General features: G+C 31.5%; 18 protein-coding genes. 1 reads left to right on the top strand and 17 read right to left on the bottom strand.

The annotated features are described in order from the left end of the window. Nucleotides 1-97 precede the first annotated feature (97 nt). The 14 genes from MED152_RS10215 to MED152_RS10150 all read right to left on the bottom strand — a co-directional run bounded on the left by MED152_RS10215 (nt 98) and on the right by MED152_RS10150 (nt 21,513). The gene (locus MED152_RS10215) at nt 98-2,035 is read right to left on the bottom strand and encodes a DUF3857 domain-containing protein (RefSeq protein ID WP_015481802.1); all 1,938 of its coding nucleotides are present in this window, start codon (nt 2,033-2,035) and stop codon (nt 98-100) included. Further along, nucleotides 2,004-5,294, bottom strand: a complete 3,291-nt coding sequence (locus tag MED152_RS10210; RefSeq protein ID WP_015481801.1) for a toxin-antitoxin system YwqK family antitoxin — start codon at nt 5,292-5,294, stop codon at nt 2,004-2,006. The genes MED152_RS10215 and MED152_RS10210 overlap by 32 nt, the downstream gene beginning before the upstream one ends. Nucleotides 5,295-5,413: 119 nt before the next feature. Continuing rightward, nucleotides 5,414-5,782, bottom strand: a complete 369-nt coding sequence (locus tag MED152_RS10205) for a rhodanese-like domain-containing protein (protein ID WP_015481800.1) — start codon at nt 5,780-5,782, stop codon at nt 5,414-5,416. Between the two features lies 1 nt (nt 5,783). Then, entirely contained in the window at nt 5,784-7,190 is a 1,407-nt protein-coding gene (locus tag MED152_RS10200; protein ID WP_015481799.1) for a rhodanese-like domain-containing protein, read from the bottom strand. Nucleotides 7,191-7,247: 57 nt separating this feature from the next. Beyond that, nucleotides 7,248-8,975, bottom strand: a complete 1,728-nt coding sequence (locus MED152_RS10195) for a SulP family inorganic anion transporter (protein ID WP_015481798.1) — start codon at nt 8,973-8,975, stop codon at nt 7,248-7,250. A 26-nt stretch (nt 8,976-9,001) separates the two neighbouring features. Next, complete coding sequence (gene ruvB / locus MED152_RS10190) at nt 9,002-10,024, bottom strand: Holliday junction branch migration DNA helicase RuvB (protein ID WP_015481797.1); 1,023 nt, start codon at nt 10,022-10,024, stop codon at nt 9,002-9,004. Between the two features lie 103 nt (nt 10,025-10,127). Continuing rightward, nucleotides 10,128-11,909, bottom strand: a complete 1,782-nt coding sequence (locus tag MED152_RS10185) for a cbb3-type cytochrome c oxidase subunit I (RefSeq protein WP_015481796.1) — start codon at nt 11,907-11,909, stop codon at nt 10,128-10,130. 32 nt (nt 11,910-11,941) lie between these two features. Then, nucleotides 11,942-12,946, bottom strand: coding sequence for a cytochrome c oxidase subunit II (locus MED152_RS10180; RefSeq protein ID WP_015481795.1), 1,005 nt, complete (start codon nt 12,944-12,946; stop codon nt 11,942-11,944). A 34-nt stretch (nt 12,947-12,980) separates the two neighbouring features. Then, complete coding sequence (locus MED152_RS10175) at nt 12,981-14,471, bottom strand: quinol:cytochrome C oxidoreductase (protein WP_015481794.1); 1,491 nt, start codon at nt 14,469-14,471, stop codon at nt 12,981-12,983. Between the two features lie 26 nt (nt 14,472-14,497). Beyond that, nucleotides 14,498-15,046, bottom strand: coding sequence for a cytochrome c (locus MED152_RS10170; protein ID WP_015481793.1), 549 nt, complete (start codon nt 15,044-15,046; stop codon nt 14,498-14,500). Between the two features lie 10 nt (nt 15,047-15,056). Next, nucleotides 15,057-15,584 carry a DUF3341 domain-containing protein gene (locus MED152_RS10165; RefSeq protein ID WP_015481792.1) on the bottom strand — a complete coding sequence of 176 codons (528 nt, stop codon included), beginning with the start codon at nt 15,582-15,584 and terminating at the stop codon, nt 15,057-15,059. 2 nt (nt 15,585-15,586) lie between these two features. Next, nucleotides 15,587-17,050 (bottom strand): NrfD/PsrC family molybdoenzyme membrane anchor subunit, encoded by a 1,464-nt coding sequence (gene nrfD / locus MED152_RS10160; protein ID WP_015481791.1) that lies wholly within the window; start codon nt 17,048-17,050, stop codon nt 15,587-15,589. A gap of 20 nt (nt 17,051-17,070) precedes the next feature. Beyond that, nucleotides 17,071-20,133: a TAT-variant-translocated molybdopterin oxidoreductase gene (locus MED152_RS10155; protein ID WP_015481790.1), complete on the bottom strand. Its 3,063-nt coding sequence runs from the start codon at nt 20,131-20,133 to the stop codon at nt 17,071-17,073. 72 nt (nt 20,134-20,205) lie between these two features. Continuing rightward, a complete protein-coding gene (locus MED152_RS10150; RefSeq protein WP_015481789.1) occupies nt 20,206-21,513 on the bottom strand; it encodes a c-type cytochrome in 1,308 nt (435 codons plus the stop codon). A gap of 191 nt (nt 21,514-21,704) precedes the next feature. On the opposite strand from MED152_RS10150, the gene MED152_RS10145 reads away from it, so the two are divergent. Beyond that, a complete protein-coding gene (locus tag MED152_RS10145; protein ID WP_015481788.1) occupies nt 21,705-22,073 on the top strand; it encodes an SPOR domain-containing protein in 369 nt (122 codons plus the stop codon). Between the two features lie 59 nt (nt 22,074-22,132). Here the strand turns inward: MED152_RS10145 and MED152_RS10140 are convergent, their stop codons facing one another. From MED152_RS10140 to ilvN, 3 genes are all read right to left on the bottom strand, one after another. After that, nucleotides 22,133-23,725, bottom strand: a complete 1,593-nt coding sequence (locus MED152_RS10140; protein WP_015481787.1) for an NADP-dependent glyceraldehyde-3-phosphate dehydrogenase — start codon at nt 23,723-23,725, stop codon at nt 22,133-22,135. A gap of 183 nt (nt 23,726-23,908) precedes the next feature. After that, the gene (gene ilvC / locus MED152_RS10135) at nt 23,909-25,381 is read right to left on the bottom strand and encodes a ketol-acid reductoisomerase (protein ID WP_015481786.1); all 1,473 of its coding nucleotides are present in this window, start codon (nt 25,379-25,381) and stop codon (nt 23,909-23,911) included. Between the two features lie 88 nt (nt 25,382-25,469). Further along, entirely contained in the window at nt 25,470-26,003 is a 534-nt protein-coding gene (gene ilvN, locus MED152_RS10130; RefSeq protein WP_015481785.1) for an acetolactate synthase small subunit, read from the bottom strand.

The raw sequence follows: 26,003 nt of genomic DNA, 5'->3' as shown, positions 1-26,003 counted from the left end.
TCCCAATCATAACTTTTATAAAAGGGTTCATTTTGACCGATACTAAATTGTGCAATAACTATAAATAGGGTTAGTAATAATTTTCTTTTCTTGGTACTTATTTCTTTTTTAAAACAATTATTTCTTTGTAGAATTTTTCTATTTTTTTAATTAGATCGTTAACGGTTTTCTGATCTTCTAATTTTAGTACTAAGTAATCTTGTGTGAATTTTTGCTGATAAACTACTGTGTTATTTATTATTTCGTAATTTATTTCACACACTAACAAATCATTTTTAAAGGTTTTTGATTCTGGTATATAGTCCACTGCATAACCTTTGGGAATTTCTAAGGTAGTTTTAGCTTGATAGAACCTTTTATAATCATATTCTAAAGGGCGCTTTCTGTTTTTCTTAACCTTATAATCTGAAGCATATTGATTTAAGTTAAGGTTGATGTAAATTTCGTCTCCTAATTTTTTTGCATAATTTTCAATTTTAAAATCATAGGTAATACTAAACGCTTCATCATAGTCATATTTATTGATCTCTTTGTAATCTGTAATAAGAAATTTATTATTACCTTTTTTAAGATTTAAATTGTAAAACTCTTTAGTTTTAGCATTGGTGTTCAAATTTTCCAACTTATTGTAAATATCTATTTTAGGATAACCTCTTAGTGTTGTTGTGCTTTCACCTATTAATTGACCATTTATTAACTGTAGTTTAGTATCATCTGAAATAATATTCTCCTTTGCTTCTATAATTGGTACGTTAACAATCTTAAAATCATTTTTATAAGATACTAAAGCTTCCTTACCTTGAATAAATGAAGTGGGTAAACCCATTTTAATATATCTACCTGTAGCATCTAAAAAGTAATTTTTACCTTCAAAATTGTAGGTTAAAATCATATGATTATCTACAACAGGAGTTGGCACTTGCTCATAAGTATATGGAATGCTTCTTGTACCAATCCAAGTTAAATTACCATCTAAACCTGCAATTTCTAGCATTTTATAAAGAATACTAGAGTTATCTTTACAATCACCATATTTTTTTCTAAAAACATCATTAGATTCTCTTGGTATAAAACCTCCCAAAGCATATTCAAAAGCGATATATTTTATGTTTTTCTGGGTCCAATAATAAATGGCTTTCACCTTCTCTAAATCTGTCTTCTTGTCTTTTGTAAGCTCTTTTACTAAAGCAATTAATTCAGGGCTTGAATCATCTTTATTAATATCTTTAACTAACGAATAATACCAGCCATATAAATCTTTTACATCGCCTAAAATAGAAATAGTTTTATCTTCTAACTCTACTGTAGTAATCAGTGGAACAATATGTGGTAAAAAGTTTTTAAAACTAGGAGCATCATTTTCAAAATCGTAATCTTTGGTATTTCTTATTTCCCAAAGATGCTCTGTAGTTTTTCGTCTTTTCTTAGTTGAATAAGTTAAATCAACCTTGTCTGTGTAAAACTTCTTAAAGTCTAAACCTATATTATTATCTACAATAATTTTAATTTTATTATTAATGATAGGAAAATAATCAGCTAGGTAAAATGTACTTAAGAAACGTGGGTTTTTTACTATTTGAGTATACGTTAGTTTTGTTTTAGACCCTTTTTTTAAATTAGGATATATAAAATTTAATGTTTTAGAATCATCATAAAACGAATCATCTAATTCATCTTTCTCTATGAAATTAGTAACCTCGATTTCTGAATATTTACCATTATTATAGTTAAAAGAAGAAGCTTCTATATTCTCTAACTCGAAAAAAGATGAGAAGCTCAACCTGTTTTTAGAGTTATAGGTTGCAGATTCATTTAAAAATAAATCTTCTTCTAGAATGTTTTGTTTAATGGAGATTTTTCCATCATTTTCCTCTATTCTTATTTCTATATTTTGCTGTAATCTAACTCTATTAGCTTCTGGATAAACGTCGCTATACTTTACAAATTCTTCTGAATATTGGGCGTTAAGATTTAGCGTTGATATAACTAATAAAAAGAATACATTATAACTCTTTAACCTTAAAAACCTCTCCATTCAAAAATTCTTTTTGTGCTGTTAATTTTCCCTTTTCATCAAAATATTTTCCAAGACCATGTAATTCATCATTGATATAGTTAAGCTCTTTTTTTAATTTTCCACTCTCAAAATAACTTAAAAATCTACCGTTTTTCTGATCTAATAAATAATTAATACTCAACCTTTTGTTTCCATTTGAGTAATAGTATTTAGCCTCACCATTTTTTAAATCGTTTTTATAAAACAATTCACTCTCAACTTTACCATTTGAATGATAGGATTTATATTCATTTACTGTTTCACCATTCACATATTCCATTATTATTGAAGGCTTACCAGATTTATAGAACGCTTTAATTTTAGCAGTTTCATTTTTAATTTTAATTAAAGGCTTTTCTTTACCATTTTTATCTAAATAGCTATAACCAACCAATGCACCATGATTATAAAATCGTATTAATTGTAGTTCTCCAAACTCATCATATAAAATTTTCTTTCCATGTTTTTTACCATTAACATAGTCTGTAGAAACTTCTAGTTTACCATCTTTATAATAGTTCATATCTGTACCTACCTCTAGACCATTTTCGTAATTATAGATAGCTTCTAATTTACCAGTTTTATAATATCTGGCAGTTTTATTATCGACCTCACCCAATAGAAAATGAGAGGTACTTTCTATAGTACCATCATCATAATACCAGGTCCAAAGACCATGTTGTTTGCCATTAATATAACCACCAGAAGTTCTTTTATTACCATTAAAATAGTAGTAAGCATATTTACCATGTTTTAACCCATTTAAATAGTCTACTTCCGTTTTTACTTTTCCATTATAATGCATTAACTGAACTTGAAAAGTATTTTCTTCTGGTTGATAATTTATAGTTTGAGTTACTTTACCCTTTGAATCGTAAATAATATCAGAAACTATGTCACCAAAGTTATAGGTGGTTCTTGAAATAAGATTACCTGCAACATCAAAATTATCTTGATTGCCATGAATTTGACCCTTATGAAAAAAGTTTATTGATTCTAGTGTACCATTTTTATAATAATACCTCCACTCACCATGAGCCAAATTATTTTTGTACCATCCTTGAGATCTCATTTTATTATTTAAATAATAATCCACATAATACCCCTCTAAAAGGTCTTCTTTATAAGTACTCTCAGATTCAATAATTCCGCTTTTATAATAAGTAAAATAAGTCCCATTTGTTTTATTTTCTTTAAATGTTCCTTTACCATTTAAAACTCCATTATTATCATAGAATTTCCATTCACCCATTTTACCTCCTGAGATGTCATATAAACCTTCTGATATTTTATTGCCAGTTGCTGAATAGCCTTCATAATAAAACTCTCCACCTTTCTTTCTTCCTTGTTTTATAAGACTACCTTCTTTATCAAAAAATGAATAGGCAATTAATTCTCCTCTTCTATATTGATATGTGTAATGTAATTTACCATCTGTATCATAGAATTTATAAATATCATCTAATTCACCCTTATTATATTTAAATTCACTCTGCAACTGACCATCGAAATAATAGGTTTTCCAATCTCCATCATAAAAACCTTCTACACTTTGACCAACTTCACTTATTTGCCCATTTGTATAATAAGATTTATAAGGGCCACTTAATTGCCCATTTGAATAAGAAATTTCTGATGAAATTTTATTATCATAATAATAGCGTTTTACAACACCATTTAGTTCTCCATTTAAATAATTAGAAATCTCATACAAATCTTTGTTGGCATAAAATTCTTGAACCTCGCCTTCAATTAAGCCATTCTTATAAGGAACTATAAATTCTAAAATTTCTTCTCCAACAGGAAAGTAAGATTTATAAACACCTTCTAACTCACCATTTTTAAAATACTTTCTTTGAATTAAAGCACCTTTATCATTAAAATATTCGTATTCACCCTCTAATGCATTATTCTTAAAATTGGCGTTTATATATTTTCTTCCATTTTCATAATACATAAAGTTTTCACCTTCTAAATTCCCATTAACATATGAAGCTGTTTCCTTTACATTATTTTTATAATTGAACCAAACCCAATCTCCCTGTTTTTTCTCTTCATTGTTAAACTGCCCTTTAGCAATAGTTTTACCAGATTCATTAAAAAACTGCCAACTACCTACAGAAACACCATTAATTTTTTCACCAATAGCGTTAACTGTATTGTTACTATATTCATAATACACTTCTTTATCCTTACCATTAAATTTTATGGTGTTTTTAGCTACTAAATCTATCCACTTAGTTTGAAAAGCAGGCAAAAACTCTTTAATTTTCTTAATATTTTTTTCAACTATTTTCTTGTATTCTTCATTCTCTATAGAATATACCAAAGTGTAAATAAATTCATTAAAGTAATTGTTTTTAGAAACCCAATTGTACATTGGCACATACTTCTCTGTCCAAAAATTATCCTCCCCCTCAAAATCTTTTAACTTTTCTAACAAAGCATGATTTTGTTTGGTTAAGGCAATATTAATTGGATTTCCAGTTTCATATTTATCATTCATTGCTATTTTGCTAGAAAGCACCAAATCAATTTCATCATATGAATCATCTGAATCACTTAATTCTATATCTTCATCTCTAACATTTGAATTCTCTGAAACCACTACATTGTTCAAAGATTTTAAAACACCAAAGGCACCATTTGCATCTGGCTCTAGCAGTAAATACATATTAAAACACATTAAAGCTTGTGTTAATCTTTCTTGTTTGTAATATATATTTCCTATCTGTAGATGTGGTTTTCTATTTAAAGGATTTATGATGATACTTTTCTTGTAAGATTCCACAGCATCATTTAAGTTACCTTGAGTTTCTAAAACAACTCCTTTATTAAAATTTAAAAGGAAATTATTAGGATACATCTTTAAACCTTCATTGTATGCATTAATAGCTTCATCATACTTTTCTAAGTTTGTTAAGGCTACACCCTTGTTTACATAAAAAAAGACTTTTGAATGATTATGATTATCATTAATACCTTTATTTGTTACTTCAATTGCTTCTTTATTCTTTTTTAACTGTAATAGATAATAAGATTTCGAAGTTAATAAGGTGTAATAAATAGAGTCGTTTTCATTAATTCTATTGATTAACTCTAGTGTTTTTTCATAATTTCCTTCAGAAGAACTTTGAGATATTTCTTCTTTAATTTGATCATAATCTACGAAGGCAATTTTTTCTTGTGCATAACTGAAACTAGTTATAACAACTAATAGGAGGAGTATTCTTTTCATTTTTCTAAAATAAAAAAAAGAGAATAAAAACAGCCTTTAATGCCATATTTATTCTCTTTAATTTTACTTTTTGCAATCCTTAAGAAGATAACTCACTAATTATCAATTAGTACAATATTCTACTCATTTTCTAATTTCCAACTATTGTAACCTCCTAAGACATTAACAACGGTAAAACCTTTCGCTTTTAAAAGTTTTGATGCTTTAAGACTTCTATTCCCAGATCTGCAATACAGATAAATTGGTCTTTGAGAATCAAATTTGTTTGTAACTTGCGCTGCAAAATCATCATCAAAATAATTAGCAAATTTGGCAGTTTTTATAGCTCCTTGCTTTATTTCTTCTGGAGTTCTAACATCTAAAAGCTGAATAGAATCTTTCGCTAACAACACCTTTAATTCCTTTGTAGAAATTGACGATGTTGCTTCTTGACTACTACAACTTATAAATAGTAAACCACATAATAAAAACCTAATTATAGCTTTCATTTTATTTTAATGTTGATGGGCAAACTGCAGCAGTTCTGTCAATATCTGTTTTTTTAATAGCCCCATAACCACCTGCAACATCAACAACATTATGAAAACCTCTTGCTTTCAAAATTGAAGCTGCAATTACAGATCTGTAACCACCTGCACAATGAATGTAAAATTTGTCTTTTTTAGGAAATTCTGTAATATGATCGTTTAAAAAATCCAAAGGTGTACTTTCTGCAACTTTTATATGTTCACTTGTATATTCACCAGGTTTTCTAACATCAAAAACAGGTTCATTATTTTCAATTTTACCAGATAAGGTCTCTGCAGAAATTGATTCTAAAGTATCAATTTCGTTACCTGCTTTTTGCCAAGTTTCGAAACTACCATCTAAATAACCAAGAACATTATCAAAACCAACTCTAGATAATCTTGTTATTACTTCTTCTTCTCTACCTTCTGGAGAAACTAATAATATAGGCTGATTTATATCTTTAATTAATGCTCCAACCCAAGGCGCAAATCCACCATCAATACCAATAAAGATAGATTGTGGAATAAAACCTTTTATAAACTCAGTTTGATGACGAACATCTAAAATAATTGCTCCAGTTTCGTTTGCAATAAATTCAAATTCTTTAGCAGATAAAGGCTTTGTAGATGTTTCTATAACATCATCTATATCTTTGTAACCTTCTTTATTTAGTTTTACGTTTAATGGAAAATAAGCTGGAGGAGGTAATAAACCATCTGTAACTTCTTTAATAAACTCTTCTTTGGTCATATCTGCTCTTAGAGCATAATTGGTTTCTTTTTGATTACCAATTGTACCTACAGTTTCTTTACTTAGGTTTTTACCACAAGCAGAACCAGCTCCATGTGCAGGATACACAATTACATCATCTGCCAAAGTCATTACTTTAGTTCTTAAACTATCATATAAAAATCCTGCTAAATCTGCTTCTGTAATATCGCCTTTTTGTGCTAAATCTGGCCTACCAACATCACCTAAAAATAAAGTGTCACCACTAAATATTGCATGATCTTTACCCTCTTTATCTTTTAAAAGATAACAAGTACTCTCCATAGTATGACCTGGAGTATGTAAAGCTGTGATTGTAATATCACCTAACTGAAAAACTTGATTGTCTTCTGCAATTATAGCATCAAAGTTTGTTTTTGCAGTTGGCCCATAGACAATTTTTGCTCCTGTTTTTTCTGCTAAAGTTACATGGCCACTTACGAAATCTGCATGGAAATGAGTTTCAAAAATATATTTAATTTTAGCGTTGTCTGATTGTGCTTTATCTATATAGTTTTGAACTTCTCTTAATGGATCTATAATAGCTACTTCACCATTACTTTCTATATAATACGCACCTTGTGCAAGGCATCCTGTATAAATTTGTTCTATTTTCATCTTTTACGATTATTTAGTTATTACTCTTTGGATGATATTAAGGTTCATCCTTTATTTTTATTTGTATGATTGATGTATGTATTTAGCAAATTTCTCTTGATGTTTACGATCGCCAGTTTTGTAAAATTTTACAGCTTGATTCGCACGCATAAAAAAGTGATTGATGTCTATAATATTTAATATTCCGCATTTGAATAAGTCATCTCTTACAGGTCCTTTCACTCCTGCAAAATAGAATTTCACATCCTTTTTCTGATAAAAACGAATTCGTTCTTTTAGCATTTCTACACCTGTGCTGTCTACTCTATTTATACTTTCTGCATCCAACACAATTAGTTTTAAGGCATCGCCTTTCATGGCAGCCATATCATCTAAATTGTCTCTAAAATAGCTTGAATTGGCATAGAACAATTGGGCATCAAATCTGAAAATTAAAATATCATCTTCAATAATTACTTCTTCAAACCTGTTTTTATTTCTGTAGAAATTTGAATTTGGTACTTTTCCTAATTCAGTTACATAAGGCTTTGAGGTTCTATAAATTAGAATGATAAGTGACAAACCTACACCAACTACAATACCATATTCAATACCTAATAATAGCGTTGCTAAAAAGGTAGACATCATTAACCAAAAATCTAATTTGTTAGCATTCCATAAATAAGATGCTTCTTTAAAATTGATTAAGTTAAATACTGCTACTATAATGATTGCAGCCAAAACTGTTTTTGGCAAAAAGTAAAATAAAGGTGTTAAAAACAGCAAAGTAATAACTACCATTACCACAGAAATTAAAGCTGCCATTCCTGTTTTTGCACCACTTTCTTGATTAATTGCAGATCTCGAAAAACTAGATGTTGATGGATATGCTTTAAAAAATGAACCTGCTATATTACTTAAACCTAATGCAATTAATTCTTGATTTGGTCTTATTCTATACTCATCTTGCTTTGCCTCTAATGACTTACCTATAGAAATTGTTTCTAAGAAGCCAACCATAACCAATGTTAACGCTATTGGTAAAAGTTCTTTAATTTGATCTATTTCAAATTCTGGCACTCCAAAAAATGGCAAACCTGATGGGATTTCTTTTACAATTGCAACATCATTAAATGATTGCCCAAAGAATTTCATGGTTAAAATTCCAAGTACTACCACTATTAATGCATTCGGAATTTTCTTATTAATTCTTCTAAAAATGATGATAGTTATTACAGATAATAAACCAATAATAGTAGTGTGTGCATTATAGGTTGAAAACTGCTCCCAAATATCAATTATTATATATTGAATTTGATCACTTTGAAAAAAGTCTACTCCAAATAAATTTCTAAACTGATTCAAACCAATGATTAAAGCAACTGCTGATGTAAAACCTGTTATTACAGGCTTTGACAGGAAATTAACTATAAAGCCTAGGCTAAAAATACCTAAGATAAATTGAATAGTACCTACCATTAATGCCAGCAAAATTGCTATTGAAATGTAACTTTCAGAACCTGCTAAAGCCAAAGTAGAAACACCTGTTGCAACAATTAAAGAATCCATAGCAACTGGCCCAATTGCCACTTGCCTAGATGAACCAAAAATAGCATACATAACTTGAGGAACAAGTGCACAATACAAACCATAAATTGGTGGTAAACCAGCAATTAAAGCGTATGCAATTCCTTGAGGAATAAGTATAATACCTACAGTAATACCTGCTACTAAATCACCTTTAAAAAGCGATGTATTGTAGTTAGGTAACCATTCTAAAATTGGTATTATCTTTTTAATATTCATTATTGTAAACTACTTATAGCAATTATTTAAAATAATTCTCCTTGATTTCTGCCTTTTGTTCTTCCCAAATGTTTATAGGCTAATTCTGTAACTTCTCTTCCTCTTGGAGTTCTCATTATAAAACCCTGCTGAATTAAAAAGGGTTCATACACTTCTTCTATGGTTTCTGTATTTTCAGAAACAGCAGTCGCAATTGTACTAATACCTACAGGACCACCTTTAAATTTATCTATGATGGTAGCTAATATTTTATTATCCATTTCATCCAATCCATGAGCATCTACATGCAGTGCTTTCAAGGCATATTTTGCAATTTCTATAGTGATTTTTCCATCACCTTTAATCTGAGCAAAATCTCTAACTCTTCTTAACAATGCATTTGCAATTCTTGGTGTTCCTCTACTTCTACCTGCAATTTCAACTGCAGCTTCCATAGATATTGGCACTTGCAAAATTGATGCACTTCTTTGAATAATTGTAGTTAATAGTTCTGTGGAATAATAATGTAGTCTACTACTAATTCCAAAACGTGCTCTCATTGGTGCTGTAAGCAATCCTGAACGAGTTGTAGCACCAATTAAAGTAAATGGTTCTAAATTGATTTGAACGGTTCTTGCATTAGGTCCAGATTCGATCATGATATCAATCTTATAATCTTCCATTGCAGAGTATAAATATTCCTCTACAATTGGACTTAATCTATGGATTTCATCAATAAACAACACATCTCTTTCATCTAAGTTGGTTAACAATCCTGCCAAGTCTCCTGGCTTGTCTAAAACTGGGCCAGAAGTTACCTTAATACCAACTTGTAATTCATTAGCTAAAATGTGTGCTAACGTTGTTTTACCTAAACCTGGAGGACCGTGAAACAAAGCATGATCTAATGCTTCTCCTCTTTGGTTTGCAGCCTCAACAAATATTTTTAAATTTTCTAATGCTTGATCTTGTCCTGTAAAATCATCAAATGAAAGTGGACGTAATTTTTTTTCTACATCTAATTCTTCATTAGAATAATGACTGTTTTCAGGATTCAAGTTTTCGTTCATAAAACAAAGATAATGCAAATAAAAAAATCAGTTTGTAAGTTTTGTTACAAAGCAAAAAAGCCTTTCCAAAATTGGAAAGGCTTTTTATAAAATTGTATATATATTATGATGGCTCTTCACCCTCTAACAAAGGTGTTGTTTGTGGCACATAATCTTGGCCATGTAAATAATCACTATCATCATCATTGGCATCTACTCTCTTACTGTAGTCATAAGCCCATCTATGAACCTCAGGTAATTTACCTGGCCAGTTACCATGAATATGTTCTACTGGAGTTGTCCATTCTAATGTATTAGATTTCCAAGGGTTTTGAGTAGCCTTTTCTCCTCTATAAATAGAGATGAAATAATTTGCTAAGAATATAATTTGCGCTGCTCCACCTACTAAGGCAAATATTGTAATAACTACATTGATATCTGCTAAATCGTTAAACATTGGAAACGCCGTGTTTGAATAATATCTTCTTGGTAAACCTGCTAAACCAATAAAGTGCATTGGCCAGAAAACACCATAAGAACAAATAATGGTAATCCAGAAGTGCCAATAGCCCATAGTTTTATTCATCATTCTTCCATACATTTTAGGGAACCAATGATAAATACCTGCATACATACCAAATATTGCAGAAACACCCATTACTAAATGGAAGTGAGCTACAACAAAGTAAGTATCGTGAATGTTAATATCTAAAGCTGAATCTCCTAAAACTAATCCTGTTAAACCTCCTGTTACGAATGTTGAAACCAAACCAATAGAGAACAGCATTGCAGGATTTAACTGCAAATTACCTTTCCATAATGTAGTAACGTAATTGAACGCCTTTACTGCAGATGGTATAGCAATTAATAATGTTGTAAATGTAAATACAGATCCTAAGAAAGGATTCATACCTGAGATAAACATATGGTGACCCCAAACAATTGTAGATAAGAATGCAATTGCCATGATTGACATAACCATTGCTCTATATCCAAAAATTGGTTTTCTAGAGTTCGTTGATATAATTTCTGATGTGATACCCAATGCTGGTAATAAAACAATATAAACCTCTGGGTGACCTAAGAACCAAAATAAGTGCTCAAATAATACTGGTGATCCACCTTGATAGTGTAAAACCTCTCCAGATATAAATATGTCTGATAAGTAGAATGATGTTCCAAAGCTTCTATCAAAAACTAATAATAAAGCTGCTGATAATAAAACTGGGAAAGAAACTACACCAATAATAGCTGTAATAAAGAAAGCCCAAATTGTCAAAGGCAATCTTGTCATTTTCATTCCTTTTGTTCTTAAGTTAAGTACAGTAACTATGTAGTTTAGTGCACCAATTAAAGAAGAAGCAATAAAGATAGCCATAGACACCAACCATAAAGTCATACCAGCTCCTGAACCAGGAATAGCTTGAGGTAATGCACTTAATGGTGGATAAATTGTCCATCCTGCTGAAGCTGGTCCTGCCTCTACAAATAGTGAAATTACCATAATAACACTAGATAAGAAGAATAACCAATAAGACACCATGTTTAAAAATCCTGATGCCATATCTCTAGCTCCAATTTGCAATGGAATTAGTAAGTTAGAAAATGTACCACTTAAACCTGCTGTTAGTACAAAGAATACCATAATAGTACCATGAATTGTTACTAAAGCTAAGTAAATATCTGGACTCATTATTCCATCTGTTTGATGTCTTCCTAAGAAAGCTTCAATAATGGAAAATGATGTATCAGGCCAAGCTAATTGCAAACGAAATAGCATTGACATTAATACTGCAATAATTCCCATAAACATTCCTGTAACAAGGAATTGCTTAGAAATCATTTTATGATCTTGACTAAAAATATATTTTGTTACAAATGTTTCTTTATGATGGTGATCTGACATAATAATATAATTTGTAGTATCTTTTTTATTAATTATTTAATAACTGTTGCTAACGTTGGTTGCTCTGAAATCCAAGCATCATATTCTTCTTGCTCTACAACCGTAATTTTCATTTGCATGCTGTAGTGAGAGGTTCCACAAATTTTATTACATAGTAATAAGTAATCAAATTCGTATAAATCTTCTCCTTTAGCAGCTCTAATTTTATTAATTCCTTTTACTTTTTCCCTAACTTCAGATTGCATTCTCATTTCTTCTGTAGTATATTTAGGAGTAAAGCCAAACTCAGTTACCATACCTGGAACACAGTTCATCTGAGCTCTAAAGTGAGGCATATAAGCTGAATGCAGTACGTCTTGTGAACGGAACTTGAAATGCACCTTTTTACCTTTTGGTAAATACAATTCTGTAACTTGCTTGTCATCTTGAGAGTTTATATCAGACATATCTACACCAATTGTGTTGATACCTTTAATGTAGTTTACATTTCCAGTACCTAAAGTATTGTCATCCCCTGCATAACGTGCATGCCAACCCCACTGATAAGCATAAACTTCAATAACAACTGCTTCATCATCATCAATGTCCATAACATTGTTCCATTGCCATAAACCATAACCAATTAGTACCACTAAGACAACAGCTGGAATAATTGTCCAAATCATCTCTAATTTATGACTATCAGCATAAAACTTTGCCTTATTATTTTTATTACCTCTATACTTGAACGTAAAGAAGAAAATTAAAAATTGCATTATAAATTGTACTATACCAATTAACCAAAAAGTGATATTGAATAATCGATCATCATGTTCACCTTCAATAGAAGCAGATTCAGGTAACATAATAACATTCATTGCAATTAAACAATAAATCATCATAGCATATAGAAACACCATAAAATAAAGTGCGTTCTTACCTTGTTTAGCATTGTCTTCATCGTTAGCAATAACACCTCTAAAATCTAAAATTCTAGTTATTTGCCAAACACTTACACCTACTGCAACACCTATAAAAATATAAAATAGAGCTAGCATATATATCTTTCTTATTTATTTAATTCTTAATTTATTAATGATGATCTCCTGATCCTTCTCCTCTATGTTCAATATTATAATAGTGGAAATGCTCACTCTCTTTTAAGAAAGGATTTCCTTTTGGAATAGGATTTGCTTTCGCAAATGCACTGAATACTGTATAAATGAATATCCCTAAGAAGAATAAAACAGCACTTAATTCAGCAATTCCAAATGACCAGAAAGGACCAACTGTAGCTGGCATAATCATTACAAAAATATCAATGTAATGTCCTCCTAGAATTACAATACCTCCAATAACTACGAACCAAGGAATACTCTTGTAATCACTATTTATTAATAATAAAACTGGAAATACAAAGTTCATTACTACCATTGCTAAAAATGGCAATTTATATTCATTAAATCTTGCTACGAAGTAAGTTGTTTCCTCAGGAATATCAGCATACCAAATAAGCATAAATTGTGCAAACCATAAGTACGTCCAGAATACAGAGAAACCAAACATGAATTTAGCTAAATCATGAATATGACTATCATTGATTCCTGGAATAGCATTTTTAGACCTTAAATATATTGTAACAAATGCAACTACTGTTAAAGCACTTACTAATAAACTTGCTAATACATACCAGCCAAACAATGTTGAGAACCAGTGAGGATCTAATCCCATAATCCAATCCCAAGACATCATAGACTCAGTAATCATGAATAAGAATAAAAAGATAACTGACGCATTATAGTTTTTCTTATAAATCTTGTTATTATCATCTGCTGTATCTTCTGCAATTGAATTTTTTCTAATAAAAAATCTGTAAGCATTCCAAATAGCTAAATAAACAATACCTCTAATTGTCCAACCAGGAACATTCATCCACCAAGATTTACCATCTACAATTGCATCGTAGTTAGGACTTGCAGGATCAAAGGTACCTTCTGCCATCCATGGAAACATATGGTTTACATGTAAAACAGATGCTGCTAAAATAACCAATAGCATAATAATAGATGTTGGCACTAGATTCGCTGTAACAGCTTCCATCACTCTAAAAAGAACAATAGACCAACCTGATTGTGCAACTCTTTGTGCAGCATAAAAAGCTAACACTAATAATGATATCCCTAAGAAAAAGAATAATGACACATAAAGTGCAGACCAAGGCTTATTCTGTAATTGATGTAAAACATGCTCAGCATGCGTATCATCATTATGAGCACCATGAGCACTCATTTTTTTATCTATGTTAGATTCTCCAGTATGACTTCCTGAAGTAGCATTATGATCGTTATCTGTTAATTCCTTATCATGATGATCATCTCCATGTGCACCATTTGCATGATCATTAGAATGCTCATCTGCATGAGCAATTCCATGACCATCATCATGTCCTGATTGTTGTGCTATAATTTCTTTTGCATCTTCAATTGTACTTGGTGCTGTAAAGAAACTCCATCCAATACCTAATAAACCAACAACTGTTAGAATAATAGAGAGTGTTTTTAATTTACCTGAGAATTGATACATATCTTTCGTATTCTTTCTTTTTGTAATTATTTTAATAAATCAGCACGCAATTGTTCTACGTAGTGAATTATCTGCCAACGTTCGTTATAAGTTAACTGTCCAGAATGAGAACCCATTAAGTTCTTACCATGAATAATAACATGATAAATTGAACCTGCAGTAATATCTCTATCCTTGTAACTTGGTATACCTTCAAACTTTTCAGCTTGTGATAAATACCCATTTCCATCCCCTTTTTTACCATGACAAGAAATACAGTAAATATTATATAATTCTTTACCTTTTTCTAGGTTAGCTTCAGAGGCTTCTAATGGATTCTTCAATTCAGTTTTTGCCTTTTCATAACCTTCTGCTGTATCAGGAATATCATAAGCTGGATGACCACCTCTTGGAATAGTACCAGCAACTGGTTTACTATTCACAGGCTCTCCATTTAAACCATCTGCATCATCTGTATCATAAGGTATAGAGACATACATGTCTGGCATATACTCTAACTGAGGTTTTCTTTTGTCATTACAAGATATAATACTTGCAAATACAACTAAAGCAATAAATAATTTTAAACTTTTCATTATTTCTTTATTAGTGCTTATCTACTATATTAATTTCTACAGCTCCTGTTTTTGTTAATAATGCCGTTAACTCACTTTCATTATTATGAACTGGAATCTCCATCAAAAAATGGTCATCTGTAGTTCTAGGATCTGGATTTTCTGCTTTTTTAAACGGCCAAATTCTACTTCTCATGTAAAAAGTAATTACCATTAAGTGGGCCGCAAAAAATACAGTTAATTCAAACATAATTGGCACAAAAGCTGGCATGTTTTCGAACCAAGAAAAACTTGGCTTTCCACCAATATCTTGTGGCCAATCTTCAATCATCATGTAGTTTGTCATCCAAATAGCGAATGCTAAACCTGTAATTCCATAAAAGAAAGCTGTAATAGCCAACTTTGTAGGAGCTAATCCCATTGCTTTGTCTAAACCATGAACTGGAAAAGGACAAAATACTTCTTCTATATGATGGTGTTCTGACTTAACCGCTTTTACAGCGTCTAACAAAACTTCATCATCATTGTAAAATGCGTGAATAACTTTTGATGATTCCATAATTATTCTGTTTTATTGTTATCAGGGTTAACTTCCTTAATTTCTTTATCAACTATAACAACAGTTGGTTTTGTTGGAATACCTTGTGCTCTTCTCTTCTTGTAAAACTCACCAGAAGATTTTAATATTGTTTTTACCTCTGCCTGCGCAATTACTGGGAAAGTTCTTGCATATAATAAGAATAATACAAAGAAGAAACCAATAGTTCCGATAAAGATACCTACATCTACAAACGTAGGCTCAAATCTCCACCAAGTAGAAGGTAAATGACCTTTACTTAATACAATTGCAATAATATCAAAACGCTCAAACCACATACCAATATTAATGGCAATTGAAATAATGAATGACCATATAAAACTTCTTCTTATTTTCTTAAACCATAATAACTGTGGAATAAAAATATTGAATATTAATAATGACCAAAATGCCCACCAATAAGGACCTGTTGCAGCTCCTACAGATAAATATGTATAATTTTCATAAGGTGACCCTGTGTACCATGCAATAAAGAACTCAGTAGCATAAGCTACAGCCACAATACCACCTGTTAAGATAATTACTATGTTCATATACTCTACGTGCAAACGTGTAATATATTCTTCCATATTAGTTACCTTTCTCATAATCCCTAGTAAAGTCTGTACCATTGCAAATCCTGAAAAGATTGCTCCAGCTACGAAGTATGGAGGGAAAATTGTAGAGTGCCAACCTGGGTTGATAGATGTAGCAAAGTCCATAGATACAATTGTATGTACAGAAAGTACTAATGGTGTTGCTAAACCTGCAAGTACCAATGACACTTCTTCAAAACGTTGCCAGTCTTTTGCTCTACCAGACCAACCAAAACTTAATAATGCGTAAATTTTCTTTTGGAATGGTTTTACAGCTCTATCACGAATCATTGCAAAATCAGGTAATAAACCTGTCCACCAGAAAACTAATGATACAGATAAATAAGTAGAGATTGCGAATACATCCCACAATAATGGTGAGTTAAAGTTTACCCATAAAGATCCAAATTGATTTGGTAATGGTAAAACCCAATATGCATTCCATGGTCTACCCATGTGAATAATAGGAAATAATCCTGCTTGAAAAACGGCAAAAATTGTCATTGCTTCTGCAGAACGGTTTATCGCCATTCTCCATTTCTGACGGAATAATAAAAGTACTGCAGAAATTAACGTTCCTGCATGACCAATACCTACCCACCATACAAAGTTGGTAATATCCCAAGCCCATCCAATGTTCTTGCTTAATCCCCAAACTCCAATACCAGTTCCTACTGTATAGAAGATACATCCAAATCCCCAAAGCATTGCTGCTAAAGAAATATAAAATGCCATGTACCAATTCTTATTTGCTTTACCTTCTATAGGTTTAGCAATGTCTTCGGTAATATCGTGATAACTCTTATCACCTAATACTAAAGGTTCCCTTATGGGTGCTTCGTAATGAGACATATTCTATATCTTAAATTTAATTACGCTTCGTTTGTATTTTTTATTTTCACTTGATAGATTACATTAGGTTTAGTTTGTAAGTAATCTAAAACATTGTAAGCTCTTTTGTCTTTTGCTAAAGCAGCTACTTTGTCTTCTTTATTATTTACATCACCAAAAACTAATGAACCAGTTGTACATGCTGATGAACAAGCTGTTTCAAATTCATCTGTATTTACTGCTCTACCTTCTTTTTTAGCTTTAAGGATTGTTGCTTGTGTCATTTGAATACACATAGAACACTTCTCCATAACTCCCCTACCTCTAACTACAACATCAGGATTTAATACCATTTTACCATACTCATTGTTCATATTAAAATCGAACTGATTATTGTTTGCGTATTCAAACCAGTTAAATCTACGAACTCTATAAGGACAGTTATTTGCACAGTATCTAGTACCTACACACCTGTTATAAGTCATTTGATTTTGTCCTTGACGACCATGAGTTGTTGCTGCAACAGGACAAACTGTTTCACAAGGTGCATGATTACAATGCTGACACATCATTGGTTGGAAAGTAACCTCAGGATTTTCAGCTTCAGTTTCTAAAGCTTCATACATTTCTCCTCTACTTAATCCTAATTCTTTTGCATCTTCTCTAGTTTCTACTGTAGAAGAATAATATCTATCAATACGCAACCAGTGCATATCTCTACCAACTCTTACCTCTCTCTTACCAACAACTGGCACATTGTTTTCTGCATGACATGCTACCACACATGCACCACAACCTGTACAAGATGTTAAATCTATAGATAAGTTAAAGTGATGACCTAAATCTCTATTGTGCTCATCCCATAAATCAATGGTATTCGCCTCTACTTCTTGATGATCATAAGAAACATAAGCAGGCTTATTCCATCCATGATGATGATCTTTAGGATCTACATTTTTATATTCCTTTAAAGAAGCAACTTTTAATATGTCATGACGACCTGCAATAGTTTTTTGTACTTGTGTACAAGCAAACTCATGATAGCCTCCAACCTTTTCTATAGTTACTCCATATTGGATATTGTTGCTATTTGCATAAAATGGATATGCATTAACACCAACTTGCATTTCTTCTTTTAAACCAAACGTTTTACCAAAACCTAAGGCTAAACCTATAGATCCTTTAGCTTGACCTGGCTGAATCATTACTGGAACTACAGCTTCTTTTCCGTTTACAGAAATCTTAGCATAGTCACCATTAATTGCCCCATTATCCTTTACAGGATTTGAGAAACCTAACTCTTTTGCATCAGCAATAGACATTGTTAAATAATTATCCCAAGAAGCTCTAGTAATTGGATCAGGGAATTCTTGTAACCAAGGATTGTTAGCTTGTTTACCATCACCTAAACCAGTTTTAGTATATAAGTTTAATTCAAAACCACTTGCTTTTTTCGCTGAAGATGATAATGTAGCTGCTGCATTAGCAACAGACACTGTGCTTGTAAATTCAACTTCTTCAACTAAAGCTTCTCTTTTAAAGAAACCATTATGTAAAGCTGTATTCCAAGAACTACCATTCAATACAGAATCTGCAGCAAAGGCTTTTAAATAATCGTAATATTTTGTTGAATTACCAGACCATTTTAATAAAGTATCTTGTAATTGACGTGTATTAAATAATGGCTGAATCGTTGGTTGCATTAACCCATAAGTTACACTATCAAATTGTGTATCTCCCCAAGACTCTAAAAAGTGTGGAGTAGGTAATGCATAATTAGAAGCATCAGCAGTTGCACTATTTTCTGTAGATAAAGCTACAGACAACTCTAATTTTGCTAATCCTTCAACAAAATCAGCAGAGCTTGCTAATGAGTAAATAGGATCTACATTATGCGTCAACAAACCTGCAACTCTACCAGCTTTCATATCTGAAATTAACTGAGCAACCTCTGCATCATTTCCTTGACGAATATTTAATGTATTCTTAGTATCAAAGATTTCACTGCTTAAAGCTTCGTTTATTGCAAAAGCAATAAGCTGTGCATTTTTATCATTTAAACCTGTCATTACAACAGATCTAGAACCATTCATTCTTAACTCACGAGCCATTTTCTTAATCTCAGCATCTACAGGAGTTGCTTTAGAAGAAACATTATTACCAGTTACTTCTTTATAAAGATTTAATAAAGCGAATACTTGATCTGATGGCTTTAACACCACTCTTTTATCTGCATTAGCTCCAGTTAAAGACATGTTACTTTCAAACTGAACATGGTAAGACATTTGACCAGATTCTGGCTTTCTACCATTTACATATCCTTTTTCGAAACCTCCATGGAAATCACTCAAGAAATCTGCACCAATAGAAACTATTGTTTTTGCCTTTTCTAAATGATAGTTTGGTAATGCTCTTTTGCCATACATTGCAAGCATAGCTTCTGTAGCACCCGCTTCTGAAACTGCATCATAAACAACGTGTTTAATATTTGGATATGCTGTTGTAAATTCAGAAATAATTTTATCTGTTGATGGGCTAGCCATTGTACCAGTTAGTAAAACAACTGGTTTATTTTCATTTTTTAAGCTAAGTAATTTTAAACCAATTTCCTTATCTGCATCTGCCCACGAAATTACTTCTCCTGCTTTGGTTGGTTCTTTTAAACGTAACTTCTCATCATACAAAGATAAAATAGCTGCCTGTACTCTAGCAGTAGTTGTACCATTTGCATCTTTATTAGGCATAATTTGAATTGGACGACCCTCTCTTGTTTTTACTAAAACATTTGCAAAGTCATAACCATCAGCCATAGAAGTTGCATACCAGTCTGCAACACCTGCAATAATATCATTAGGTTTAACTACATAAGGAATAGACTTTCTAACTGGCCCTTCACAAGCTGCTAAAGAAGCTGCAGCTGTTGTAAAACCAACGTACTTTAAAAAATCTCTACGTGAAGTAGAACTATTCTCTAATGTTTCTTTATCACCTAAAAACTGATCTGTAGCAATTTCATCTACAAACTCATTTTTACTTAACGTTTCAACAATAGAACTACCTTTTAGTTCCTCAACACTTTTCCAGTATTTTTTGTTTGAAGCCATTTACTTATAGTTATTAGTTTTAGATTTTGTTTGGCTTAAAGGCCAATTACAAAAACTATTCTTCTTTTTTAATTAATAGTGGCACTTACCACATTCTAATCCACCTAACTGAGCAATAGTAACCTTATCTACATTGTACTTTTTTGCTAATTCTTTGTGGATATTATCATAATACTCTGTACCCTTTAAGTCTACATTAGTCTCTCTATGACAATTGATACACCAACCCATAGTTAAAGGTGAGAACTGACGCATTTCATCGTAAGTCTCAACAGGCCCATGACATTTTTGACACTCTATACCACCTACAGTTACGTGTTGTGAATGGTTAAAGTAAGCAAAGTCTGGCAAATTATGAATTCTAACCCATTTAATAGGCTTTGTATTTCCTGTATATTCTAACTCATCTGGATCCCAACCTGCAGCATCGTAAATCTTAGCGATTTCCTTATCTAGCTCAGCCTTACCATAAGTCATTCCATCCCACTCAACTACAGTTCCTTCAGACACTTCAGCAATATTTTTATGACAATTCATACAAACGTTTACAGAAGGAATACCTGAATGTTTACTATGTTTTGCAGAAGAGTGACAGTATTGACATTCTATTTTATTTTCACCAGAGTGAATTTTATGAGAAAATGCAATTGGCTGCAAAGGCATATAACCTTCGTTTACCCCAACTTTGAATAAAGTACCAAAAACAATGTAAGCACCAATCAACAAAACAAAGATTGTAGTTAAAACATGTAAGAATGTATTTCCTTTAATACCTTCCCACAATTCATACAAGTCTCTTTTTAAGTTTGATTTATTCGCAGACTTGTTACCTTTTAATTCATTAACCTGCTTTAATAAACTTGCAATCATTAAGAAAGCAACAATTATTGCACCAGCTAACAAATAAATAATCCAATCAGGAGCACTACCTGAACCTCCACCTGCAGTTGCGTCTACAACAGCAGTACCTGCAACATCCGCCTTTACAGGATCACCTACAGTAGTGTAATACAAAATGTTATTGATTTGATCATCACTCAACTGAGGAAAAGCCGTCATTGGAGACCCATTATATTCCTCGTAAATTGCAATAGCCTGTCTATCTCCAGACGCTCTTAGCTCTGCATTATTCTTAATCCAAGCTAATAACCACTCATTCTCTCTACGCTCTTCTACACCACCTAAAGCTGGCCCAACAAGTTTTCTATCTAACTTGTGACATGAAGCACAAAGGGATTTAAAAAGTTTTCTACCCTCTGCTTGACGAGCAGCATCAACTTCTTGAGAATAAGAAGATAAGCTAATTGAAAAAAGCAGAATGATTGTAAAACTCTTAAGAAGTACTTTGATTATTTTACTGTGTAACGCTACACTTTTCATATTTACAAACTATTTTAATATCTGTATAAATAGCCCAAAAACCACTTTTTGAACAGTTGTACAAAAGTACTACATATTGCTAAATTTAAAAAAAGGAAAAGGATGGTAAATATTAATTTATAACAATTCTAAATAAAGGTTTTTTTCAATATAATCTAAAAGATGTCGTTATTTTTGTAGAAATTTTTTTTATGAAAAACTTCATAATTTTATTCATTTTTTTAGCCTTTGGTTTGTTAACAACTACAGAATCGAATGCTCAAAATAATACAAATGCAAGCGAAAGTGTGCGTAAGTTAATTGCTAAAAAAAGAGCATTTAATAAGCAATTTGGTTATGGCTATCGTATTCAACTATATTATGGAAATGAAACTAAGGCAAGAAGTACGCAAAGTAAATTCAATGTACTTTTTCCTGGAAATTATACCAAATTAGACTACAATCAGCCTTATTGGAAAGTATTGGTTGGTAATTATAAAACGAAACTTGAAGCTGATAAAGCAATGATGAATTTTTCTGAAAAATTCTCTGGCTTAATCGTGATTCCATTAGGAAAATAAATCAAACAAGTACAGATAAAAAAAATACCAAATCATTTGATTTGGTATTTTTTTTTGCCCTATAAAATATAATCTGTATTAATAAAGTTAGACGTTTTTTTATCTAAGAGTTCTTGCAATATACTATTGTTATACTCTGTATCTTTAGAGGCTACAAAGGTTCTTATTGAGAAAGATCGTAAAGCATCATGCACACTTAAAGTACTCACTGCAGAATCTTTTCTACCCGTAAACGGATATACATCTGGCCCTCTTTGTGCTGCACTATTAAGGTTTACTCTACAAACTAGATTAACCAATGTATCTATTAGTGGTGCTAAAGTTTTTACATCACTCCCAAAAACACTTACTTGCTGACCATAGTTAGAATCAGCCATAGCATCTAAAGGTTCTTGTATATTTTTAAATGAAACAATAGGAATTACTGGCCCAAATTGCTCTTCTTCATAAACCCTCATGTTTTTTGATACAGGATATAATACTGATGGAAAAATATAGTTTTCGGTTCGCTCACCCCCTTTTTCATTCAAAATCTTTGCACCTTTTTCTTTAGCATCATCTATCAATTCTTGTATATAATCTGGCTTGCCTGGTTCTGGTAATGGAGTTAATTTTACATCCTTTTCCCAAGGATTTCCAAATTTTAAAGCATCTACCTTTTCTGCAAAACGTTTATTAAATTTATCTACAATATGCTCATGTACAAACAATATTTTAAGTGCTGTACATCTTTGGCCATTAAAGGAAGTTGAACCCGTTAAACATTCTTCGATCGCCAAATCTAAATCAGCATCTGGCAAAACAATTCCAGGATTTTTAGCCTCTAAACCCAATACCAACCTTAACCTATTTTTATAAGGATGATTCGCTTGTATAGCATTTGCTGATTTACTATTGCCTATTAGCGCTAAAATATCAACTTTACCTGTTTTCATGATTGGTGTAGCTAAAACACGACCTCTACCATAAATAATATTCACAACCCCTTCAGGAAAACTATTCTGAAAAGCCTCCATTATTGGAGAAAGTAATAAAACCCCATGCTTAGCAGGCTTAAACACAGCTGTATTACCCATAATTAAAGCAGGAATTAACAGCGCAAAAGTTTCATTTAAAGGATAATTGTAAGGCCCCAAACACAATACAACACCTAAGGGACCTCTTCTAATATGAGCATGTACTCCACTATGTTTTTCAAACTTAGCAGAATCTCTGTCCATTTGTTTATAATCCTCAATGGTGTCATAAACATACTCAACTGTTCTATCAAATTCTTTCTCTGAGTCTGCGTGCGATTTTCCAATTTCCCACATTAAAAGTTTAACAACTTCTTCACGTTTGGTTTTCATTTGGTCTGCAAACTCCTCCATACAAGATATTCTATCTGCAACACGCATTGTAGGCCACATACCTTGACCTCTATCATAAGCTCTATAAGCCGAATTTAAAGCCTCTATAGCTTCGTTTTCTGTGAGATTAGGAATTGTACCCAAAAGAGTGGGTTTATACTCTTCTGTAGAAGATATTGTAGAATACACTTCAGTGAACTCACCTTTCCACTCTTTTAACTCACCATTTACTAAATATGATTTTTGATGTAAAAGTGTATCAATTTTAAATTCCTCTGGTATATTCTGATTTATTTTTATCATAATTATGCTAGTTTTTGGTTGTTTTATACAACCAGAAATATGGGTAATCAAGTTAGCAAAAATAACACTCCTATTAATGAAAGTTGCTAATTAACTACGAAAATGATTTCGAAAAAAACGAGTAAAAAACAAAAAACCTACCAATTTTCATTAGCAGGTTTAAAAATAATAAACAATTTAAATTTATGACTTAATCACCTTCATAGCTGTCATAGAAGCTCTTAATTGCTCTCCTACAACTTCTACTGGATGATTTCTTATAATTTTATTGATTTTAATTAATTCTTGATTATCTACACAATTATCACTGCTAAAAGATTTACCAATAACATTTGTAGAGACAGTTTTCATAAAATCAGTCAATAAAGGCTTACATGCATGATCAAATAAATAACAACCATACTCTGCAGTATCAGAAATTACACGATTCATTTCATATAATTTTTTACGTGCAATAGTGTTTGCAATTAACGGTGTTTCATGTAAAGACTCATAATAAGCAGAGGCATCTATAATTCCAGATTCTGTCATTGCTTCAAAAGCCAACTCTACGCCTGCTCTAACAAAAGCAACTAACAATGTACCATGATCAAAATATTCTTGCTCAGATATTTCTTGATCTGTTATTTGCTGTTTTTCAAATGCAGTTTCACCTGTAGCTTCTCTCCATTTTAATAGGTTTACATCATCATTAGCCCAGTCTTCCATCATAGTTTTAGAGAAATGACCAGTCATGATATCATCCATATGTTTTTGAAATAATGGACGCATAATATCTTTTAATTCCTCTGACAATCTAAAGGCTTCAACTTTGGCAGGATTAGATAATCTATCCATCATATTTGTAATTCCTCCATGCTTTAATGCCTCAGTTACAGTTTCCCAGCCATATTGAATTAATTTCGCTGCATAACCAGCATCAATACCTTCTTCAACCATTTTATCAAAAGATAAAATAGCACCTGTTTGTAACAATCCACATAAAATGGTTTGCTCACCCATTAAATCTGACTTTACCTCTGCAACAAAAGATGATTCTAAAACACCAGCTTTATGACCACCTGTTGCAACTGCATACGCTTTTGCTTGTGCCCAACCTTTTTGTTCAGGATCATTTTCTGGATGTACTGCAATTAATGTTGGCACTCCAAAACCTCTTTTATACTCCTCTCTTACTTCAGATCCAGGAGATTTTGGTGCAACCATAATAACCGTTAAATCTTTACGTATTTGCATCCCTTCTTCAACAATATTAAATCCATGAGAATATGATAATGTTGCTCCTTTTTTCATTAAAGGCATTACTGCTTTCACCACGTTTGTATGTTGCTTGTCTGGTGTTAAGTTAATTACCAAATCTGCAGTTGGCAACAACTCTTCATAAGTACCTACTTCAAAATTATTAGAAATAGCATTTGTATATGATTCTCTTTTTTGATCAATTGCTGCTTGCCTTAAGGTATATGAGATATCTAAACCAGATTCTCTCATGTTTAAACCTTGATTTAATCCTTGTGCTCCACAGCCCACAATAACAATTTTTTTCCCTTTTAAGGCAGCTACTCCATCTTCAAATTCTGAAGCATCCATAAAACGACATTTCCCTAATTGCTCTAGTTTTTGTCTTAATGTTAATGTGTTAAAATAATTTGACATTTTTTTGTTTTTAATTGTTGATTAGAGCACATGAAAAAAAAAGTTTTAAGAACTTCTTTCGTTTAAAATGATACTCTTTTCTCTATTTTTAGTTGTTGTATGATTCTAATAATGATGAAATTTTCATTTCTTCTTTTGTAACTGCAATTAAGCCAGAACGTGTGTATTGCATAATCCCGAATTTACTTAACTGGTTATACATTTCTACAATTTCTTCTTTTCTTCCAGACTTCTCAAGAATAAAAAAGGCTTTGTTTACTGTTACAATTCTAGCATTGCTTTCTTTAATAATGTTTTGTATTTGAGGCTCTTCGAATAACAATTCTGATTTTATTTTAAACAATCCAGAAATTTGATATATAATTTGATCTAGATTATGATAGTAAGCTTTAATCACCTCTACCTGCTTCTCAATCTGACCAATAATCTTCTTGATATTTACTTCATCAATATTTACAACAATAGTAAACTTAGAAACACCTTCTATTTCAGATGGAGAAGTATTTAAACTTTCTATATTAATATGTCTTCTTTGAAAAATTGCAGAAATCCTATTCAACAATCCAATATTATTTTCAGTATAAATAGATACTGTGTATAATTGTTTTTCTTCTGTACTCAT

It is taken from the genome of Polaribacter sp. MED152, from assembly GCF_000152945.2.
Lineage (GTDB): Bacteria > Bacteroidota > Bacteroidia > Flavobacteriales > Flavobacteriaceae > Polaribacter.
Note: the sequence above shows the minus strand (reverse complement) of the source record. Positions and strands in the feature narration are given on the sequence as shown.

What these genes read in the sequence shown, in the direction of transcription:
- MED152_RS10215 (WP_015481802.1), bottom strand. Translation starts at nt 2,035, where the DNA reads ATGGAGAGGTTTTTAAGGTTAAAGAGTTATAATGTATTCTTTTTATTA.
- MED152_RS10210 (WP_015481801.1), bottom strand. Translation starts at nt 5,294, where the DNA reads ATGAAAAGAATACTCCTCCTATTAGTTGTTATAACTAGTTTCAGTTAT.
- MED152_RS10205 (WP_015481800.1), bottom strand. Translation starts at nt 5,782, where the DNA reads ATGAAAGCTATAATTAGGTTTTTATTATGTGGTTTACTATTTATAAGT.
- MED152_RS10200 (WP_015481799.1), bottom strand. Translation starts at nt 7,190, where the DNA reads ATGAAAATAGAACAAATTTATACAGGATGCCTTGCACAAGGTGCGTAT.
- MED152_RS10195 (WP_015481798.1), bottom strand. Translation starts at nt 8,975, where the DNA reads ATGAATATTAAAAAGATAATACCAATTTTAGAATGGTTACCTAACTAC.
- ruvB (WP_015481797.1), bottom strand. Translation starts at nt 10,024, where the DNA reads ATGAACGAAAACTTGAATCCTGAAAACAGTCATTATTCTAATGAAGAA.
- MED152_RS10185 (WP_015481796.1), bottom strand. Translation starts at nt 11,909, where the DNA reads ATGTCAGATCACCATCATAAAGAAACATTTGTAACAAAATATATTTTT.
- MED152_RS10180 (WP_015481795.1), bottom strand. Translation starts at nt 12,946, where the DNA reads ATGCTAGCTCTATTTTATATTTTTATAGGTGTTGCAGTAGGTGTAAGT.
- MED152_RS10175 (WP_015481794.1), bottom strand. Translation starts at nt 14,471, where the DNA reads ATGTATCAATTCTCAGGTAAATTAAAAACACTCTCTATTATTCTAACA.
- MED152_RS10170 (WP_015481793.1), bottom strand. Translation starts at nt 15,046, where the DNA reads ATGAAAAGTTTAAAATTATTTATTGCTTTAGTTGTATTTGCAAGTATT.
- MED152_RS10165 (WP_015481792.1), bottom strand. Translation starts at nt 15,584, where the DNA reads ATGGAATCATCAAAAGTTATTCACGCATTTTACAATGATGATGAAGTT.
- nrfD (WP_015481791.1), bottom strand. Translation starts at nt 17,050, where the DNA reads ATGTCTCATTACGAAGCACCCATAAGGGAACCTTTAGTATTAGGTGAT.
- MED152_RS10155 (WP_015481790.1), bottom strand. Translation starts at nt 20,133, where the DNA reads ATGGCTTCAAACAAAAAATACTGGAAAAGTGTTGAGGAACTAAAAGGT.
- MED152_RS10150 (WP_015481789.1), bottom strand. Translation starts at nt 21,513, where the DNA reads ATGAAAAGTGTAGCGTTACACAGTAAAATAATCAAAGTACTTCTTAAG.
- MED152_RS10145 (WP_015481788.1), top strand. Translation starts at nt 21,705, where the DNA reads ATGAAAAACTTCATAATTTTATTCATTTTTTTAGCCTTTGGTTTGTTA.
- MED152_RS10140 (WP_015481787.1), bottom strand. Translation starts at nt 23,725, where the DNA reads ATGATAAAAATAAATCAGAATATACCAGAGGAATTTAAAATTGATACA.
- ilvC (WP_015481786.1), bottom strand. Translation starts at nt 25,381, where the DNA reads ATGTCAAATTATTTTAACACATTAACATTAAGACAAAAACTAGAGCAA.
- ilvN (WP_015481785.1), bottom strand. Translation starts at nt 26,003, where the DNA reads ATGAGTACAGAAGAAAAACAATTATACACAGTATCTATTTATACTGAA.